The 18,781-nt window shown below is 74.3% G+C and carries 12 protein-coding genes; 5 read left to right on the forward strand and 7 right to left on the reverse strand.

Annotation, left to right across the window (positions count from 1 at the left end):
• Positions 1-7,680, reverse strand: a complete 7,680-nt coding sequence (locus tag O7606_RS15365; RefSeq protein ID WP_281594711.1) for a type I polyketide synthase — start codon at positions 7,678-7,680, stop codon at positions 1-3.
• 828 nt (positions 7,681-8,508) lie between these two features.
• Here O7606_RS15365 and O7606_RS15370 point away from each other — a divergent pair.
• A complete protein-coding gene (locus O7606_RS15370) occupies positions 8,509-9,489 on the forward strand; it encodes a sulfite exporter TauE/SafE family protein (RefSeq protein WP_281594712.1) in 981 nt (326 codons plus the stop codon).
• A 145-nt stretch (positions 9,490-9,634) separates the two neighbouring features.
• On the opposite strand, the gene O7606_RS15375 is transcribed toward O7606_RS15370, so the two are convergent.
• The 4 genes from O7606_RS15375 to O7606_RS15390 form a co-directional block, all read right to left on the reverse strand.
• Positions 9,635-10,057: a VOC family protein gene (locus O7606_RS15375; protein ID WP_281594713.1), complete on the reverse strand. Its 423-nt coding sequence runs from the start codon at positions 10,055-10,057 to the stop codon at positions 9,635-9,637.
• 47 nt (positions 10,058-10,104) lie between these two features.
• Complete coding sequence (locus O7606_RS15380) at positions 10,105-11,058, reverse strand: DMT family transporter (RefSeq protein ID WP_281594714.1); 954 nt, start codon at positions 11,056-11,058, stop codon at positions 10,105-10,107.
• Between the two features lie 119 nt (positions 11,059-11,177).
• Positions 11,178-11,696, reverse strand: coding sequence for a hypothetical protein (locus tag O7606_RS15385; protein WP_281594715.1), 519 nt, complete (start codon positions 11,694-11,696; stop codon positions 11,178-11,180).
• A gap of 85 nt (positions 11,697-11,781) precedes the next feature.
• The gene (locus tag O7606_RS15390; RefSeq protein ID WP_281594716.1) at positions 11,782-12,651 is read right to left on the reverse strand and encodes a PhzF family phenazine biosynthesis protein; all 870 of its coding nucleotides are present in this window, start codon (positions 12,649-12,651) and stop codon (positions 11,782-11,784) included.
• A 33-nt stretch (positions 12,652-12,684) separates the two neighbouring features.
• Between O7606_RS15390 and O7606_RS15395 the strand changes: the two genes are divergently transcribed.
• The 3 genes from O7606_RS15395 to O7606_RS15405 all read left to right on the forward strand — a co-directional run bounded on the left by O7606_RS15395 (position 12,685) and on the right by O7606_RS15405 (position 15,847).
• On the forward strand, positions 12,685-13,992 hold the full coding sequence (locus O7606_RS15395) for a CBS domain-containing protein (protein ID WP_281594717.1): 1,308 nt from the start codon (positions 12,685-12,687) through the stop codon (positions 13,990-13,992).
• Positions 13,985-14,581: a DUF1003 domain-containing protein gene (locus O7606_RS15400; RefSeq protein WP_348651108.1), complete on the forward strand. Its 597-nt coding sequence runs from the start codon at positions 13,985-13,987 to the stop codon at positions 14,579-14,581. The genes O7606_RS15395 and O7606_RS15400 overlap by 8 nt, the downstream gene beginning before the upstream one ends.
• 117 nt (positions 14,582-14,698) lie before the next feature.
• Positions 14,699-15,847 (forward strand): Mrp/NBP35 family ATP-binding protein, encoded by a 1,149-nt coding sequence (locus O7606_RS15405; RefSeq protein ID WP_281594718.1) that lies wholly within the window; start codon positions 14,699-14,701, stop codon positions 15,845-15,847.
• A 93-nt stretch (positions 15,848-15,940) separates the two neighbouring features.
• Here the strand turns inward: O7606_RS15405 and O7606_RS15410 are convergent, their stop codons facing one another.
• Together O7606_RS15410 and O7606_RS15415 are read right to left on the reverse strand one after the other, a co-directional pair.
• Entirely contained in the window at positions 15,941-16,366 is a 426-nt protein-coding gene (locus O7606_RS15410; protein ID WP_281594719.1) for a preprotein translocase subunit TatB, read from the reverse strand.
• Positions 16,367-16,441: 75 nt separating this feature from the next.
• On the reverse strand, positions 16,442-17,821 hold the full coding sequence (locus tag O7606_RS15415; protein ID WP_281599696.1) for a trypsin-like peptidase domain-containing protein: 1,380 nt from the start codon (positions 17,819-17,821) through the stop codon (positions 16,442-16,444).
• A 347-nt stretch (positions 17,822-18,168) separates the two neighbouring features.
• On the opposite strand from O7606_RS15415, the gene O7606_RS15420 reads away from it, so the two are divergent.
• On the forward strand, positions 18,169-18,777 hold the full coding sequence (locus O7606_RS15420) for an O-methyltransferase (RefSeq protein ID WP_281599697.1): 609 nt from the start codon (positions 18,169-18,171) through the stop codon (positions 18,775-18,777).
• Positions 18,778-18,781: the final 4 nt, after the last annotated feature.

Here is an 18,781-nt window from a genome sequence, read left to right on the forward strand (position 1 = left end):
TCACCAGCCCGACGCGGTGTAGACGACCGAGGTGTCGCTCGGGTCGGCCCAGGCCAGCTCGCGGAGCAGGCTCAGCGCGCCCTCCTCCGGGTCGATCAGGCCGATGCCGCGGCGGGCGTACTCCCGGCTCAGCTCGGCGGTGACCATGCCGCCGTGGCCGGCGCCCGGCGCCCACGGGCCCCAGTGCACGGTCAGGCAGCGGATCCCGGTGCTGGTGGACCAGCGGGTGCCGATGGTGTCCAGCGCGTCGTTGGCGGCGGCGTAGTCGGCCTGGCCACGGTTGCCGTAGGCGGCGGCGATGCTGCCGAAGAAGACCACGAACTTCGGCTGGTCGGGCAGCTCGTCCAGGCCGGCGAGGACCGCGCGGGCCCCGTTGACCTTGACGTCGAAGACCCGGGTGAAGGACGCCGGGTCCTTCTCCGCGATCAGCTTGTCCTCGATGATGCCGGCCGCGTAGACCACCCCGTCGAGGCGGCCGTGCTGCCGGTGGATGTCGGCCAGCAGCGCCTTCGTCGCGTCGGCGTCCCGCACGTCGAGGGTGTGGTAGCGCACCTCGCCGCCGAGTTCGGTCAGCTCGGCGATGGTCGCCTCGACCTCCCGTCCGGCCATGATCGCCGACGCCCGGCGCTCGATCTCCGCCGGGGCGCGCAGGCCCTGCTTCACCAGGGCGGCCCGCAGCGCGGTCTTGTCCCCGGCGGCGGCCAGCGCCGCGTCCTCCGGGCCCTCCGGCCGGGGGGTACGGCCGACCAGCTCGATCTTGCAGCGGCCGGCGGAGGCGAGGGTACGGGCGAACCAGGGGGTGATGCCCCGGGCCCCGCCGATCAGCACCACCACCGAGTCGTGGCTGAGGCCCAGCGCGGCCACCTCGGACGCGCCCTCACCGGCCGGGCCGGCGCCCCGCGAGGCGAGCGCGCCCAGGTCCACCGGGACCAGGTCGGCGACGTACCGCTCGTCGCCGCGCCGGGCGACGACCGGGGGCTTCTCCTCCCCGGTGGTCAGCAGCTCCTCGAAGATCTGCCGGGCCAGCGCCTCGGCCTCGGCCGTCGGGTCCACCTCGACGAAGCGGGCGGTCAGCTCGGGGTACTCGCGGGCGATGGTGCGGAACAGGCCGGGCATGCCGTCGGCGGTGCCGCCAGCGGTCGGCGCGCCCGCCCCGAGCAGCCAGCGCGGGTTGGTCGCCAACACCCGCTGGACCAGCGGGAACACCGACGGCAGCAGCGGCCCGTCGGTCCGGGTGAGGCCGTCGAGCAGGAGGAACCCGTCGAAGCCCTGGTCGGCCTGCTCGCTGTCGAGGACGCCGAGCTGGCCGCCGGCGCCGTGCTCACCGAGCAGCTCGGCCAGGTACGCCCCGACCGCGCCGCCGCCGGTGATCAGGAACTGCCGGCCGGCGAGGACCTCGGCCGGGTCGGCGAGCGGCACGGTCCGCGCCGACTCGCGGGGCACCAGCCGCTTCGGCGGAATGCCGACGTTGGTGGTCTCCTCGGCGGGCGCGGCGGTCTCCACCGGGGCGGCGGTCTCCACCGGGGCCGGGGCGGCCGGGGCGTTCATCTTCTCGTCCAGCCAGGTCACCATCGCCCGGACGGTGCGCGCCTTGACCAGATCCTCCAGCTCCGACTCGTCACCCTCCACCGCGAGCTGCAACCGCGACGCCACCTCACCGGCCACCTCGGCCCGCTTGATCGAGTCGATCGACAGATCCGCCTCCAGATCCAGATCCAACTCGATCAGATCCACCGGATAACCCGTCCGCTCACTGATCACCGCCAGGATCGCCTCCTGGAACTCGGCGACGGTCGCGCCACCGACCGGGGCGGCTGCCGGAGCGGCGTACACCGGGGGCGCGAAGGCCGGCGCGGCGGCGACTGCCGCCGGAGCGCCCATCTTCAGCTCCAGCCAGGTCACCATGGCCCGGACGGTGCGCGCCTTGACCAGATCCTCCAGCTCCGACTCGTCACCCTCCACCGCGAGCTGCAACCGCGACGCCACCTCACCCGCGACCTCGGCCCGCTTGATCGAGTCGATCGACAGATCCGCCTCCAGATCCAGATCCAACTCGATCAGATCCACCGGATAACCCGTCCGCTCACTGATCACCGCCAGGATCGCCTCCTGGAACTCGGCGACGGTCGCGCCACCGACCGGGGCGGCTGCCGGAGCGGCGTACACCGGGGGCGCGAAGGCCGGCGCGGCGGCGACTGCCGCCGGAGCGCCCATCTTCAGCTCCAGCCAGGTCACCATGGCCCGGACGGTGCGCGCCTTGACCAGATCCTCCAGCTCCGACTCGTCACCCTCCACCGCGAGCTGCAACCGCGACGCCACCTCACCCGCGACCTCGGCCCGCTTGATCGAGTCGATCGACAGATCCGCCTCCAGATCCAGATCCAACTCGATCAGATCCACCGGATAACCCGTCCGCTCACTGATCACCGCCAGGATCGCCTCCTGGAACTCCGCCATCGACGGACCCGCCGGAGCCGCGACCGGCGCGGGCGGGGCCACCGGCGCGGCGAACGCCGGCGCCGGGGCGAGCGTGGTCGTCGCGGCGAGCGCGCCGCCGCCGTTCGCCGACCCGCCGTTGGGGACGCCGACCATCGCCGGGACCGGCTCGGCCACCGGCAGGACGTCCGTCGGGTAGGTGTCCACCGGCGGCACGGCCAGCGGCGCGGTCGCCGAGCCGTTGGGGTACCCGTCGGTCCGCTGCGGCTCGGCCGGCTGCCAGACCAGGCGTCCGCCGCCGCTGCCGCCGTCACCGAGGAAGGCGAGCATGATGTCCCGCTGCGAGGCGATCATGTCCCGGGTGGTGCGCAGGAACTCGCTGAGCAGCTCGCTGCGACCGTCGTGGATCACGTGCTGGACGGGGGCGGGGGCGACGGGGGCGGGGGCGGGTGTGCCGTTCGAGGGACTCATCGGCAACTCCTTGATCTGTCGGGGAGGGGTCATGCCACCGGGGAGACAGTCGCCGTTCTGGTCGCGGACGAGCTGGCCGTCGACCGTCCACACGGGACGGCGCTTCGGCGCGGTGGCCGGGGTGTCCGTGGTGACCCGTCCGTGGTACAGCCAGTCGGTACGGACTCCGACGCCGGCGCAGGCGATCTCGCCGACGGAGATGAGGAAGCCACGCAGCCCGTCGTTGGTGCCGCGTTCGGTGGCGATCGCCTGGTACGGGCGGTCACCGAGCACCGCCTTCACCAGCCGGCTGAGCACCTGACCGGGGCCGACCTCGACGAAGGTGCGGGCGCCGGCGGCGTACATCGCCTCGACCTGCTCGACGAACCGGACCGGCTCGCCGATCTGCTCGGCGAGCTGCTGGCGGAGCTGCTCCGGCGCGTCCACGTACGGGGCGGCGGTCAGGTTGGACCAGACCGGGATGCGCGGAACGCTGATCCGTCGGGTGGCGAGCACCTCGGCGAACCGTTCGACCGCGCCGGCCACCAGCGGGCTGTGGAAGGCGCAGGCGACCGGGATGGCCTTGGCGGAGATCCGGGCCTCCTTGAGCGCCACCACCGCCGCCTCGATCTTGTCGGTCGGGCCGGAGATGACGATCTGCTTCGGCGCGTTCCGGTTCGCCAGCACCACCTCGCTGGTCAGCCCGGCCGCCGCGAGCACCTGGGCGACCTCGTCCGGGGTGGCGCTGACCGCGGCCATCGTGCCCGGGTCCTCACCTGTCGCGCCGAGGATCGCGGTGGCCCGTTCACGGCTGAGCTCGAGCAGCGTACGGGCGTCGAACGCGCCGGCGACGCAGAGCCCGACCAGCTCGCCGTAGCTGTGCCCGCCGGTCATGTCCGGGCGGACGCCGAGCCGGCGCAGCAGGTGGTCGACGGCGAGCCCGCCGATGCCCAGCACCGGCTGCGCCACCCGGGTGTCGCGGACCCGGTCCTCCTGCCGTTTGCGGGCCGCCTGGTCGAAGGCGGTCGGCGGGAAGAGCAGCTCGGCGGCGTCCCGGTCGAGGTCCAGGTAGTGCCGCAGCTCGGGGAAGGTCACGAACAGCTCGGCCAGCGCGCCGGGGCGCTGACTGCCCTGCCCGGGGAACAGGAAGGCCACCTGGCCCGGGTCGGGGTCACCGGCCGGCTGCACCAGGCCCTTGCCCGGGTCGTGCTCGCCGGCGAGCGCCCGCCGCAGCAGGGTCTCCAGCTCGGCGACGTCGCGGGCGACGACAGCGACCCGGGTCGGGCCACGCCGGGCGGCGGACTGCCCGGCGACCTGGGCGGCCAGCTCGGCCAGTCGGCCCGGCCGGTCCCGCCCGGGGTCGGTGGCCAGGCTGTCGGCGAGCTGCCGGATCACCTGGTGGGCGGCGGCCCGGTCCACGCCGGGGAAGCAGAACAGCTCCGCCGGCCAGGTCCGCCGGGCGTGCCGGGGCTCCGGCGCGCCGTCGTACGCGGCGAGCACGGTGTGGAAGTTGGTGCCGCCGAAGCCGAACGCGCTGACCCCGGCGATCCGCTCCCGGGCCGGGGCCGGCCAGGGGCGGGCCTCGGTGTGGAAGACGAACGGGCTCTGCTCGGGGTGCCAGGCCGGGTTCGGCCGTTGCAGGTGGATCGTCGGCGGGCGGATGCCGGTGTAGAGGGAGAGCGCCACCTTGATCACGCCGGCCAGACCGGCGGCGCACTTGGTGTGCCCGATCTGGGACTTCACCGAGCCGAGCACGCAGCCGCCGGGCTCCGCGCCGGACTCGGTGAACATCCGGGTGAGCGTCTCCAGCTCGGTGCGGTCGCCGACCACGGTGCCGGTGCCGTGCGCCTCGACCAGACCGACCTCGCGGGGTGAGACGCCGCTGCGCCGGTACGCCCGGTCCAGGGCGCGGCGCTGGCCGTCCGGGCGGGGCGCGGTGAGCCCGAGGGCCCGGCCGTCGCTGGAGCCGCCGAGGCCCTTGACCACCGCGTAGATCCGGTCGCCGTCGCGCTCGGCGTCGGCCAACCGCTTGACGACGATGCAGGCCACCCCCTCGCCGAGGGCGATGCCGTCACCGGTGCTGTCGAACGGCCGGGACCGCCCGGTCGGGGAGAGCGCGTGCGCGGAGGTGAACATCAGGTAGTCGTTGATGCCGTTGTGCAGGTCCGCGCCGCCGCAGATCATCATGTCGCTGTCGCCGCTGGCGAGTTCCTTGCAGGCGGCGTCCAGGGCGGCCAGCGACGAGGCGCAGGCCGCGTCGATGGTGTAGTTCGGGCCACCCAGGTCGAGCCGGTTCGCCACCCGCCCGGCGATCACGTTGGCCAGCACGCCGGGGAAGCTGTCCTCGGTGACCGTGGGCAGCAGCTCCTGCATCTCGTCGGGCACCTCCCCGAAGTACGCGGGGAGCATGGTGCGCAGGGTCTGCGCGTGGCCCATGTCGCTGCCGGCCTCCGCGCCGAACACCACACCGGTACGGGAGTGGTCGACGCCCGGGGTGTCGTACGCGTACCCGGCGTCGACCAGGGCCCGGCGGGAGATCTCCAACGCCAGCAACTGGGTCGGGTCGATGCTGGCCAGGGCGGCCGGCGGGATGCCCAGTCCGATCGCGTCCAGGGGCACCGGGTCGATGAAGCCGCCCCACTTGGAGACGCTGATCCGGCCGGCCTGGCCGGGGCCCACCTCGGGGGCGTAGTAGAGGTCGGTGTCCCAGCGCTGCGGGGGCACCTCGCCGACGGCGTCCGCGCCGCTGAGCACCGTACGCCAGAAGCTCTCCAGGTCCGGCGAGCCGGGCAGCACGCAGGCCATGCCGACGATGGCGATGTCCAGCGGCGCGGGCGGCTCCTCGACCTCGACGGCCGGCGGGGCGAGCCGGGCCCGGAGCGTGTCGAGAGCGTCCGCGTGGTACGCCCGGGCGCCGTCGCTGACCGCCTCGTGCAGGGCGGCGACGGTGGTCGCGGCGTCGCGCAGCACGGTGATCTGCCCGGCCATGAACATGCCCTCGGCGGCCTGGACGTCCTCGCCGACGGAGCGGAGCGTGTCGCCTTCCCGGATGATGCCCTTGCTGGCGATCCGGGCCCGACCGATGTTCAGCTTCTCCAGCTCCTGCCACGCCTCGCGGCTGTCCACGCCGCGTTCGCGCAGCTCGTCGCGGACCCGGTGGAAGTCGTCCACGAACGGGGTGGGCAGGCAGCGGGTGACGTGCCCGGGGGCGGTCTCCACCACGGCGGTCCGCTCGGCGGCGATCGCCTCCCGCTGGAACAGCGGCTGGACCGCGCCGTGCTCCACCGCCTCGGCGGTGAACAGGTACGCGGTGCCCATCAGCACCCCGACCTGGAGCCCTCGGCGGGCCACCGGCGACGCCATGGCCGCGACCATCGCGGCGGACCGTTCGTCGTGGATGCCGCCGGCGAAGAGGACCTGCACCTGGCCGGCGGCGGAGGGCTCGGCGTCGAGGTACTCGTCGAGCACCATGAGCTGGGCCTCCCACAGCGGGAAGCTGGCCCGGGGGCCGGTGTGGCCGCCACACTCGGCGCCTTCGAAGATGAACCGGCGGGCCCCGGAGCGCAAGAATTGCCGCAGCAGTCCGGGGGAGGGCACGTGCAGGAAGGTGGTGATCCCCTGCTCCTCCAGGGCACGCGCCTGGGGCGGGCGGCCACCGGCGATGATCGCGCTGGTCGGCCGGACCTCGCGGATCACGTCGAGCTGGGCCTCGCGGATCTCCTCGGGGGCGAAGCCGAGCACGCCGACGCCCCACGGCTGGTCGCCGAGGCGGGCCGCGGTCTCGGTGAGGATCCGGCGGGTCTGCTCCGCGCCGGCGAGGGCCAGCGCGACGAACGGCAGGCCACCGTCGGCGGCCACCGCGGCGGCGAAGCCGGGCTCGTCGCTGACCCGGGTCATCGGGCCCTGCGCGACGGGCACCCGGACGCCGAGCGCCCGGGCCAGCGGCGCGTCCGGCGCGAGCAGGTCACCGGCGGTGTCGTCGGTGACGGCGTCGAGCAGCTCCGCCCGGAGGCCACGGACAGCGGCGGCGGTGTCCGGCCAGCGCTGCGCGAACACGGAGGCCAGCCAGCCGTCCTGGCCGACCGGCAGCAGCTCGGAGCTCTCGTCGTGCGGGCCGCCGCGCCGGATGCCCCGGACCCCGTCGACCAGCACGGTCTCGGAGCCGTCCATCCGGCGGATCGCGGCCTGCACGTCGGCGGGCAGCTCGGACTCGGGCATCAGGGCGAGCTGGCTGTCGAGGACGACGCCGGTCGCGCCGCCGACCAGGCAGGCGGCGGCGGTACGCGGACCGATCCCGCCGGCCACCCAGATCGGCAGCTCGATCGCGGGGTCGGCGACGAGGCGCTGGAGCAGGACGAAGGAGCTGAGGTCCGCGCCCCGTCCACCGGCCTCCATGCCCCGGGCGACGAGCCCGTTGGCGCCGGCCGTGACGGCGGCGAGGGCCTCCTCCCGGCTGGTCACCTCGACCAGCACCCGGTACCGCGCCACGAGTTCGGCCACCGGCCACGGCGAGTCGGCGCCGAGGACGACCAGGTCGATGCCGTCGGCGGCGACCCGCTCCACGTCTTCGAGGGTGGCCGCGCAGTCCGCAGACACCCGGATCCCGATCGGCCCGGACGACCAGGCGACGGCCTGGGCGAGCGCCCGCAGCGCCCAGTCGTCGCCACCGGCCAGGTCCAGAACCCCCAGCCCGCCGCCGGCACGAGCGGCGGCGACCAGGCGCGGGGCGGGTTCGAGCGCACCGCCGGGGTTGACGACCATGACGAGGTCGCGCTTGTACGTTGCAGTACTCATCGGGCTCCCACTTCGTTCGCGAAGGTCTCGCGTTGCGACGGGTCTGGATCGGTCAAACCGTGAGTGACCGGAACCGAATTCGCATGAGTCGATGTTGCGATGCGTAACAAGCTAGTGGCAGCTTGTTACTGAGTGATTAACGCCAAACCGGCCCGGAAGGCGACCGACAACTCCTATCGGAACAGCGGGATATACATTCGTCGCTGCCTGGGGTGACCGTCGAGCGGCGCTCGAGGATCGCTGGAGGATCACCGGAAAACCCGGTCCGGAGATTGTTAATAGATTCGGCAACAATTTGCCTGACCAGCGGCGCAATCGTCAGAAACATGCGACGTATCAACCTGTCTCAATATTTGGACAGGCTCTTGTCAGGCGGACCGGCGGCCGTGGACGATCCGTTTTCGACTCCCAGCCGCCATTCCCTATCGAATTGCTCTGACTTGGCGCGAGAGCGAGGTGAGAGTCGAGGAGCAACCCAACCCCCTGGCCAGTCGGCGCGTGAGCGGCCACCACCTGCCGTTTCGGCTCTGCGACGAGCCGCGAGGGCACCCGCTCCCACGTCCGACGGCCCCCCCCCCCGGGTGGCCTCTCACGCGTTGATACGCCGACCGCGGTTTAGCCCGCGTGACGGCCAGGTCGCCCTTAACGATCGTTTTTCGCCACGTACGGCCGCCGTCCGTCCCGCCCATCCGGCAGCCGCCCGTAGGCCCAGCGACACCTGTCGCCACCAGCGAAAACACTCGACGATCCGCAGACCGCGGGCCGATGTCCGCCCTCCTGTGTCCGGTCGGCAACTTCTCATTACCTCCTCATGATCGGCGGTTAAAAGTGCGTAAACTGATCCTGCTCGCCCTGGTGGGTTTCGGGGCACAACTGGTCGACGGCAGTCTCGGCATGGCGTACGGCGTGACATCCACCACATTGCTGTTGGCCATCAACACGAGCGCGGCCAGCGCGTCCGCGACCGTTCATCTCGCAGAAATCGGCACGACACTGGTCTCTGGTGCCGCGCACTGGCGATTCGGCAACGTCGACTGGCGGGTGGTGTGGCGGGTGGGCGTGCCCGGCGCCCTCGGGGCCTTCCTCGGCGCGACCTTCCTGTCCGGGCTCTCCACCGCGACCGCGGCCCCGATCATGTCGCTGATCCTGCTCACCCTCGGCTGCTACCTGCTGGTCCGGTTCACCGTGGCCGGCCTGCCGACCGGACGCGTCGGACTGCCGTTGCGCAAGCGCTTCCTCGGCCCGCTCGGCCTGGTCGCCGGCTTCGTCGACGCCACCGGCGGAGGCGGCTGGGGGCCGGTCGGCACGCCGGCGATCCTGGCCAGCGGACGGATGGAGCCCCGCCGGGTGATCGGCTCGATCGACACCAGCGAGTTCCTGGTGGCGGTGGCCGCCAGTCTCGGCTTCCTGGTCGGGCTCGGCTCGCAGAACATCGACTACGGCTGGGTGCTCGCGCTCCTGATCGGCGGAATGGCCGCCGCGCCCATCGCGGCCTGGCTGGTCCGCAAGGTCCCGCCCCGGGTGCTCGGCTCCGCCGTCGGCGGTGTGATCATCCTCACCAACGGCCGGACCCTGCTGCGCAGCGAGTGGATCGACGCCTCCGACCCCGTCCGGTACGCCTATTACGTGGTCGTCGCCGTGCTCTGGGTGGCGGCGGTGGTGTGGTCGGTCCGGCAACACCTGGCCACCCGGGACGCCACGCCGGCCACCGCCGTGGCACACGCCGCGCCGGCCCCGGTCGGCGAGCACGGCGCGCCCACGACCGTCCTCGACCCGGCCGACCGGCCCGACGAGGTCAACTCCAACTGACCGGGCCCTACCTGTCCGGTGTCCCTGGTCCCGCGCCGGCCCCCGGCGCGGGACCAGGGACACAGCCAGCCCCGGACGACACAGCCAGCCCCGGACGCAGCCGGCCTCGGACGGCGGTGAGCGGCCCGGCTGGCCGGCGGTCGGCTCAGGTCAGACAGAACTCGTTGCCCTCGGGGTCGGTGAGGGTCACCCAGGAGAACGGCCCCTGCCGCCCGTCGTGCAGCACCGACGCGCCCCGGTTGACGAGCCGCTCCACCTCGGCCGCCCTGGCCTCGTCACCGACCCGGACGTCGAGGTGGAGCCGGTTCTTCACCGTCTTGGCCTTCGGAACGGTCTGGAAGAGCACCCGCCGCCCGGAGTCGGGGTGCACGATCGCGGCCCCCGCCCGCCATACCAGGACGCCCCGGTGGGTCGTGGTGTCCGCCTCGGTGGCCTGCCCCTGGTCGACCATCCGCCGGATGAACGCCTCGTCGGACGGCTCCACCCGCCAACCCAGCGTCTCGGCCCACCAGTCGGCGAGCTCGTGCGGGGCGGCCGCGTCGATGACGACCTGGAAGTCGTACGTCATGGGGACAGCCTAGGGGCGGAGAGCGACAGAATCCGGCGACCGGCCCGTCAGACCGGCGGCGGGCCGGCCTCGGCCGGCACCGGCGGCGGCGCGACCCGGCGGCCCGCGCGGGCCCCGCCGAGCACCACCACCGCCGTGCCGAGCAGCAGCACGCCGAGACCGGGCAGGGCCAGCGGCTGCGGGAGCTGCCCGAGCCAGGCCCACCCGATCAACGCCGCGCCGGGCGCCTCCAACAGGATCAGCACGCTGATCGTGGTGGCCGAGACCCGGCGCAGCGCGTAGTTGAACATCGAGTGCCCGAGCAGTTGCGCCCCGACCACCAGGGCCGCGATCACCAGCCAGGTCTCGGTGTCGAAGCCACCCAGCGGAACCCGACCGACCAGGCAGCCGAGCAGCAGGACCAGCCCGCAGACCGCGTAGCAGATGGTCGTGTAGGTGGCGGTGCTGACGGTGACCCGGGCCCGCTCGCCGAGGGCGGTGTAGACGGCCGCGAAGATCGCGCCGGCGATCGCCAGCAGGTCACCGGCGAAGGCACGGCCGGAGACGGCGAAGTCGGACCCGCTGGCCAGCACCGCGCCGAGCACGGCGATGCCGATGCCCACCCAGACCGTCCCCGGCAGCCGGCGGCCCTGCCACCGGGCGATCAACCCCTGCCAGACCGGCTGGGTGGCCACCAGCGCGGTCGCGGTGGCGACCGTGGTGAGCTGCGCGCTCGGCATCCAGGTGGCGAAGTGCGCGGCCAGGGCCACCCCGGCCAGGACGCACAACCAGCCCTCCCGCCGGTCGACGGTGAGCAGCCGACGGAACTCGGCGCGTCGCCGCAGCAACGCCCAGGGGCCGACGAGCCCGGTCGCGATGACGTTCCGCCAGAAGGCGATGGCCAGGGCGGGGGCAGCCGCGAACGCGATGAGCGGCGCCGCCGACGACACCGCAGCGACCGCCAGCGCCACCGCCCCGGTGGTCAGCGGATCGAGCGGACGACGGCGGGGGGACGACTGCACGGGAAACCATCCTCACACAGCCGGCCCGACACCGCCCAGCCCGGCCCGACACCGCGCGACCGGGCCGACACCGCGCGACCCGGACCAGCGGCGCGGGGGTCGGGACGCCGGCGCACGGGTCAGCGGCGGCGCACCCGGTGCAGGCGGAACGGCTTGCGGGCCGGCCGCGCCGCCGGGGTGTCCCGGGGCGGCTCGGCGAGCGAGTCGTCCGGCAGGGACGCCCCGGCCAGCGGAGCGCCGGGGGCCGGGGTCAGCCGGGTCAGCGCGCAACCGTCCGCCGCCCACCGCGACACCAGGTCGGCGGCGGAGCCGGAGGCGTTGAGCCGCTTGCCGGCCACCAGCGGGGCCGCCGTCGCCCAGTCGTCGCCGCCCGGCGTGATCCGGGACACCCGCGCCGACCAGGTGACGATCCGTCCGCCGTGGTCACCCCGGAGGGTCACCTCGGCCTCGGCCGTCTCGGCCAGCCCGGGCGCCGTCTGCTCCCCCGGCCCGCTCACCACCAGCAGCGTGCCGTCCAGGGGTACGCACCACAGCGCGAGCGCCGGGCCGCCCGGCACGCGTACCCAGGCCACGGCGGCCTTCTTCAGCGCCTCGTCGACCAGGGGCGTGGTCGCCCGCTCCTCCGCCTCGTCGCTCACCCCCGGAATCCTGCCGCACCGCGCCCGTTCCCGCCGAGCCGACGGGGCCGGCTCCGCCGACCGGCCACCCGTTTCTCGCCCGAACTCACCCGACGAACGGGGGCACCGCGATCTCGCCCCGGGCCACCGGCACCACCTCGCCGGTGACGGTCGCGCCGAGCGCGCTGCCGCCGGCCGCGGTCACCGTGCAGCTCAGCAGGGACGGACGGTGGATCTCGACCCCCTGCCGGACGGTGTACGCCGACCTGCCGTCGCCGGGCAGCAGACCGGAGGCGACCAGCCACACGCCCAGCCCGAGGGCGGCCGAGCCGGTGGCCGGGTCCTCGGGCACCCCGAGTCCGGGCACGAAGACCCGGGCGTGCGCGGTTTGCGCTGCCGGATCCCAGGAGAAGACGCTGACGTGCTCCACGCCGTACCGCTGCGCCGCCGCCGGGTCGACCCTGGCGCGGGCCACCGCGTCCGGACGTACCGGCAGGAAGGGGAACTCCAGCCCGCAGCCGGCCACCCGGGGGGCCGGGCCGGCGTGGTCGACCGGGGTGAGTCCGGTCACCTCCAGCAGCGGCTCGACGTCCAGCTCCGGCCCGAGCGTGGGCATGCCGCCGGTCAGCGTGGCGCCGGTGGCGGTCACCTCGACCGGCAGCACCCCGGCCCCGCACTCCTGGCTGACCCGGCCCGGCTCGAACAGGCCCCGGCGGGCGGCGGTCACCGCCGCCCCGACGCTGGGGTGCCCGGCGAAGGGCAGCTCCGACACCGGGGTGAAGATCCGCGCCCGGTATGTCGCGTCGGCCCGGGTGGCGGGCAGCACGAACACCGTCTCGGAAAGGTTGAACTCCAGCGCGAGCGACTGCATCTGCTCGGTGGCGAGCCCTTCCGCGCCGAACACCACGGCCAGCGGGTTGCCGGCGAACGGGCGGTCGGTGAAGACGTCCACGATCTCGTAGGCCAAGGTCGACATGTTGATAGACATTAGGCGCATAGGCTGGTCCGCGTGAGCACACCGACCCGGGTCTACATCGCCCGACTCGCCGGAGTGGCCGTCTTCGATCCGAACGGCGACCAGGTGGGCCGGGTACGTGACGCGGTGGCCCGGATCCGACCCACCAGCCGTCCCCCGGAGGTGGTCGGGCTGGTCGCCGAGATGCCGATGCGACGCCGGATCTTCCTCTCCATCAACCGGGTCACCTCGCTCGACGTCGACGCGGTCGTGCTGGGCACCGGGACGCTCAACCTGCGCCGTTTCGAGAAACGCCCCAACGAGCTGCTGGTCCTCGCCGAGCTGCTCGACCGCCGGGTGCGCGTCGAGCCCGACGGCCGGGCCGCCACGGTGGTCGACGTGGCCATGGAGCGCAGCCGGGGCGGCGAGTGGTCCCTCGGCCGGGTGGCGGTCCGGGAGCACACCGGCCGGCTCACCCGTCGGGGGCACCTGCACCAGGTCGACTGGGAGAACGTCCGGGGCCTCACCGGCTTCGGCGACACCCGGGGCACCGCCAACCTGCTCGCCGTCCTGGAGGACATGCGCCCGGCCGACCTGGCCAACGCCCTCCAGGATCTGCCCGACCTGCGCCGCAACGAGGTCGCGGCGGCCCTGGACGACGAACGTCTGGCCGACGTGCTCAGCGAGCTGCCCGAGCACGACCAGGTCGAGATCCTCTCCGCGTTGGGGCGGGAACGCGCCGCCGACGTCCTGGAGGAGATGGATCCGGACGACGCCGCCGACCTGCTCAACGAGCTGCCCCCGCCGGAGCAGGACGTGCTGCTCGACCTGATGGAGCCGGAGGAGGCCGACCCGGTCCGGCAGCTCCTCAAGTACACCCCGGGCACGGCGGGCAGCGTGATGACCTCGGAGCCGGTGATCATGCCGCCGGACGCCACCGTCGCCGAGGCGCTGGCCCGGATCCGGGAGCCACAGCTCTCCCCCGCGGTGGCCGCGCAGGTCTTCGTGACCCGGGCCCCGATGACCACCCCCACCGGGCGGTACCTCGGCATGGTCCACTTCCAGCGGCTGCTCCGCGAGCCACCGGCCGACCTGCTCGGCGGGGTGGTGCTCAACGACATCGACCCGCTGCGCGAGACCACCCCGCTGCCGGAGATCACCCGCCGGATGGCCACCTACGACCTGGTCGCCATGCCGGTGGTCGACCGCAACAACCGGCTGGTCGGCGCGGTCACCGTGGACGACGTGCTCGACCACTCCCTGCCCCGGGACTGGCGGGACCGGGACGTGCCGACGGAGGTGCCCGCAGAACCGCTGCCCGGCCTGTCGGCCCAGCCGTCGACGGGCGGCCTGAATGGCTGATCAGCGTCGCGGCGGCCGGCTGGACCAGCCGGCCGAGCCGCACAAGGTCAAACTGCCCCGGTTCGACCCGGAGGCGTTCGGCCGGTGGTCCGAGGGGATCGCCCGGGGCATGGGCACGGCCAACTTCATCGTCTACATGACGGTGGTCATCGCGGCCTGGTTCGGCTGGAACACCCTCGCCCCGGCGCACCTGCGCTTCGACCCGTACACCTTCACGTTCCTGACCCTGGTGCTGTCGTTGCAGGCGTCGTACGCCGCGCCGCTGATCCTGCTGGCGCAGAACCGGCAGGCGGACCGGGACCGGGTCTCGCTGGAGGAGGACCGCCGCCGGGCCACCATGCAGAAGGCGGACACCGAGTACCTGGCGCGGGAGATCGCCGCGCTGCGGATCGCCCTGGGCGAGGTCGCCACCCGGGACTTCCTCCGCAGCGAGCTGGCCCGGCTGGCCGAGGAGCTGGACGAGGCCCAGCAGCGCCGGTACCGGCTGGAGCGCCGCCACCAGGAGGGCGGTCCGACCTCCGCGCCCTCCCTGGGCACCCCGGTCGACCCACCGGACCGACCGGGCGACCCCGGGCCCGACCGGCGGTGACCGCCGAACCGGCGACCCCGGGCCCGACCGGCGGTGACCGCCGAACGGGCGACGGGCGGTGGTGGTGGGCCCGACGGGCGGCGGGCGACCGGCGGCGGGCGACGTAGCATTGCGGGCATGTCAGCACCCGTCAGCACCGTCTCCGACGCCGTCCAGGCCGCCCTGGCCACCGTCGACGACCCCGAGATCCGCCGGCCGATCACCGAGCTCGGCATGGTCCGTTCCGCGATCGTCGGCGACGACGGCGTGGTCCGGATCGAGCTGCTGCTCACCATCGCCGGCTGCCCGCTGAAGGACAAGCTGCGCGCCGACATCACCGCCGCCGTGGGCGCGGTGCCCGGGATCACCGGCGTGGAGATCGAGTTCGGGGTGATGAGCCCCGAGCAGCGACAGTCGTTGCAGGCGAAGCTGCGCGGCGGCGGGGCCGCCGCCGAGCCGGTCATCCCGTTCGCCCAGCCCGGCTCGCGGACCCGGGTGTACGCGGTGGCCAGCGGCAAGGGCGGCGTCGGCAAGTCCAGCGTGACGGTGAACCTGGCCGCCGCGCTCGCCGCCCGGGGGCTGTCGGTCGGCGTGGTCGACGCGGACATCTACGGTCACTCGGTGCCCCGGATGCTCGGCGCGGACGGCCGCCCGACCCGGGTGGAAGACATGATCATGCCGCCGCAGGCGCACGGCGTGAAGGTCATCTCGATCGGCATGTTCACCGCCGGCAACGCCGCCGTGGTGTGGCGGGGCCCGATGCTGCACCGGGCGTTGCAGCAGTTCCTCGCCGACGTCTACTGGGGCGACCTGGACGTCCTCCTGCTGGACCTGCCGCCGGGCACCGGCGACGTGGCCATCTCGCTGGCCCAGCTCCTGCCGAACGCGGAGATCCTCGTGGTCACCACCCCGCAGACGGCCGCCGCCGAGGTGGCGGAACGGGCCGGCGCGATCGCCCTCCAGACCCACCAGCGGGTGGTCGGTGTGATCGAGAACATGTCCTGGCTGGAGCTGCCGGACGGCTCCCGGATGGAGGTCTTCGGGGCCGGCGGCGGGGCCACCGTGGCCGAGTCGCTGACCCGGACGATCGGCGCGCAGGTGCCGCTGCTGGGGCAGATCCCGCTGGACACCCGGGTCCGCGAGGCCGGCGACGCCGGCAACCCGATCGTGCTGGTCGAGCCGGACGCCCTGGCCGCGAAGGCGCTCGGCGCGGTGGCCGACCGGCTCGCCGTACGTCGGGAGTCGCTGCTCGGCAAGCCGCTCGGCCTCAAGCCCGCCGGCCGCTGACCACCCGCCGGCCGGTCGCGCCGCGACCCCGGGCCGCCGCCGGGCTCACATGGCGGCGGGCTCGTGCGTGGCTGCGTCCACGTGGCGGCGGGCTCAGGTGGCGTCGAGGTCGAAGGCGCGCGGCCTCGGCACCGGCGGCGACGCGGCGACCGGCGCGGCCGGCGCCGGCTGGGCGGTACGGACGTCCGCCGCGCTGGCCACGTCCTTCAGCTCCTGGTGCACCCCGGTGACGTCGGCCCGCAGGTTGTCGTAGACGCCCTGCAACGGCTTCCGGATCGCCTGCTCGTCCTCCTCGCTGAGCAGGTGCTTGCGGATGAACGCCTTCGGGTGCAGGTCCTCGAGCTGGATGTCGGTGCCGAGCTCCTTGCTCAGGTCGGTGGTGGCGTTGCGGGCCATGGCCCGCAGGTTGCGCACCATCCGCAGGCCGTCGCTGATCACGTTGGGCAGCCGGTCCCCGAAGATCAGCAAGGCGAGCAGCAGCAGCGCACCGATCTCCCACCAGTTCAGGTTGTCGAACACGCGCGGTCTCCTCCTCGGCTCCTGCCGGCAAGCGTACGCACGTCGAAGGGGGTTCCGGGAGGGGGTGACGGATGGCTACTTGGCGTCCGCGGCCAGCGTCACCGAGGCGCTCTGCCGGGCCGAACCACGCCGGTACTCCACCGTCACCACCGAGCCGGGGGCGAACTTGCGGACCAGGGCGATCAGGTCGGTCGGCTCGGTCAGCGGGCGGCCGGCCAGCCGGACGACCACGTCGCCGGCCTTCAGCCCGGCCCCGGCCGCCGGCCCGGACGGCTCGACCGCGACCAGCCGCACCCCGCCCGTGGAGGGCGGCGCGCCCGGCCCGGGCACCTCCGCGCCGATCACCGTACGGCGGGCCCGGCCGGTGCCGATGATGTCCTGGGTGATCCGTTTTGCCTGGTTGATCGGGATGGCGAAGGCGAGACCGATGTTGCCGGCCTCCTGCCCGTCGGCGACCAGGGACTTGATCGTCGAGTTCACGCCGATGACCCGGCCGGAGCCGTCCACCAGCGGCCCGCCCGAGTTGCCGTGGTTCACCGCGGCGTCGGTCTGGATCGCGGCGTAGTAGCGCACCGGGCCGCCGGGCTCACCGGCCCGCATCGTCCGGTCCAGCGCGCTGACGATGCCCGCGGTGACCGTGTTCGCCAGGGACAGCGGCGAGCCGATGGCGAGCACCGGGTCACCCACGGCGAGGGCGTCCGAGTCACCGAACTCCACCGGACGCAACCCGGACCGCTCGACCTTGATCACGGCGATGTCGGACTCCGGATCCTGCCCCACCACGCTGGCCGGCGCGGACGACCCGTCGTTGAAGATCACCGTGGCCCGGCCGGCGCCCCCGGCCACCACGTGGTCGTTGGTGATCACATGGCCGTCGGCGCTGGCGACGAAGCCGGAGCCCTCGCTGGTGCCGGCGACCCCGCCGACCCGGACGGTCACCACGCTGGGCAGCACCCGGGCGGCGACCCCGGCCAACGAGTCGGGCCGGCGCTGGGCGACCGCCGGCACGTCGCCCGGCTGCGCGCCCAGGACCGTGCCGCCCGCCGCGCCGCCGCGCACCGCGAACGCGTACCCGAGGGCCCCGCCGAGGGTGCCGGCGAGCAGCGCCGCCACCAGCGCGATCAGCAACGCCTGCCGGAGCGCCGGACGCTGCCCGGGAGCGTCCGGGTCGACCACCGGCTCCGGTTCCGCCTCGTCGGCCGGGGCGCCCGGCAGCACCACGGCGGTCGGCGTCGCCGGATCCCGCCACGGATCGGCGAGCGCGTCCGACCACCAGGGCGACGCGGCCCCGACGCCGGGCGACGTCCGGCCGCCGGCCGGTAGGCCCCGCAGGCCCCCGGTCGTTCCGCCGGGTACGCCGCCGCTGGGCGGCGCGCCGCCCACCGGGGGATGGGCCGGAGGGGTTGCGGCCGGCTGACGCCAGTCCCAGCCGTCGGTCACGTCGGTGCCTCCCAGTCCGTCCCGGAGCCCCGCCCGCGCCCTGCCGGGCCGGCGCCGCCGACCGGTGGGCGGGGAGACGGGATCACCCATCCAGGATTGCACGGATGCCGGCACCCGGGTCAGCGGTTGCCAGGGCGGACGAAGGGGACCCGCCCCGACGAACCGTGCGCCGCAGGACGCCCCGGTCGGCCGGACGCCCCACCCGCGTGACTGCGTCCACCGGCCCTCGCCTCTAGGCTCATACCGCCAACCGCCCGCCCCACGGACCGGGGCCCCCGCTGGGCAGCACCCGGCCGGTCCGACGCCCGAGGAGGTGTCCCATCGCCACGGCCGCCAGTTCCGGCAGTTCGACGGCGCAGGCCCTGCAGTTCGCCGAGTCGTACGTCGCCGAGGATCTCGTCCTGCGCACCGCGCGCAGCCTCGCCGAGGAGGTCGGGGTCGACGCCGTGACCACCGGCGCCGGCGCCGCCCTGCGGCTGCTCGCCGCCGCCGGCAGCGCCCGCGCGGTGGTGGAGATCGGCACCGGCACCGGGGTCAGCGGCGTCTGGCTGCTGCGCGGCATGCGGGCCGACGGGGTGCTCACCACGATCGACGTGGAGGTCGAGCACCAGCGGATCGCCCGGCGGATCTTCGCCGAGGCGGGCTTCCCGGCGGGCCGTACCCGGATCATCACCGGACGCGCCCTGGACGTCCTGCCGCGCCTCGCCGACGGCGCGTACGACCTGCTCTTCGTGGATGCGGACGTGACCGGGGTGAGCGCCTGCGTGGAGGCGGCGCTGCGACTGCTCCGCCCGGGCGGGGTGCTCGCGGTCAACGGCGCGCTGGCCGGCGGCCGGATCGGCGACCCGGCCGCCCGCGACCTGGAGACGGTCACCCTGCGCGAGACGATCAAGGCGCTCCGCGAGTCGGAGGAGTGGGTGCCCGCGCTGCTGCCGGTCGGTCACGGTCTGCTGGCCGCGATCCGCTGCTGAGCGC

It is taken from the genome of Micromonospora sp. WMMD882, assembly GCF_027497255.1.
Classification (GTDB): domain Bacteria; phylum Actinomycetota; class Actinomycetes; order Mycobacteriales; family Micromonosporaceae; genus Micromonospora.